The sequence below is a fragment of the Actinomadura sp. RB99 genome (assembly GCF_014706005.1).
Classification (GTDB): Bacteria; Actinomycetota; Actinomycetes; order Streptosporangiales; family Streptosporangiaceae; genus Spirillospora.
On record NZ_JABMCA010000204.1, the window covers coordinates 1 to 631 of the forward strand.

At 74.6% G+C, this 631-nt stretch carries 2 protein-coding genes; both read right to left on the reverse strand.

Translation table 11 applies throughout. From position 1 onward, the window contains the following. Nucleotides 1-12 precede the first annotated feature (12 nt). A complete protein-coding gene (locus amrb99_RS49570; RefSeq protein WP_190869048.1) occupies nucleotides 13-192 on the reverse strand; it encodes a hypothetical protein in 180 nt (59 codons plus the stop codon). Next, the coding region (locus tag amrb99_RS49575; protein WP_190869049.1) for a hypothetical protein at nucleotides 189-631 on the reverse strand (443 nt) is incomplete at its 5' end. The genes amrb99_RS49570 and amrb99_RS49575, both read right to left, overlap by 4 nt.

The following is a 631-nucleotide window of genomic DNA, read 5'->3' on the forward strand; positions in this document are numbered from 1 at the left end:
GGAGCGTCGCCATCACGCACCGCCCGCCGGACGGCCGTCCCGCCCGTGCCGCATCTGGAGGTGCTGGACGCCGTGCGCCTCGGCGGAACCGGCCCGGTTGCGCCGGGCGGCCACGACGGGCGTACCGGGGCAGGTCCGGCACGTCGCCTTCCAGCCTTGCGGGGTTGCCTCGACCAGGATGGGGGAGATCACGGGCGCCCCGTCTCGTCCAGCAGGACCGGCATGATCAGCGCGGTCAGGGCGGGCGCGTCGTCGTCGGGCAGCGTGATCAGCACCGGCTTCGTCGGCGTCGAGTTCGTCACGCGTACCGCCCCGTGCCAGCGGGGCGCGAGCGCGGTCACCGCGCGGCCGAGGAACCTGGGGTTCATGCCGACGACCGGGCTGCGTTCGGCGGGGCCGATGTCGTCGATGTGCCGCGCGAGCTTGGGCAGGTCGGGGAACTCGACGCGGCCGGGCACCGGCGGGTCCCAGGAGACCGACGTCTCGATGAGGTCGTCATGGCGTCCGTTGAGCGCCGTGATCCGGCCGTCGTCGGCCTGCGTGAACTTGACGCCGCCGAGCAGCGGCCGGCGGGCCGTGCTTCTGGGGATCGGCGCCAGCAGCCGCCGGACGACGGCTGCCGGGATCAGGC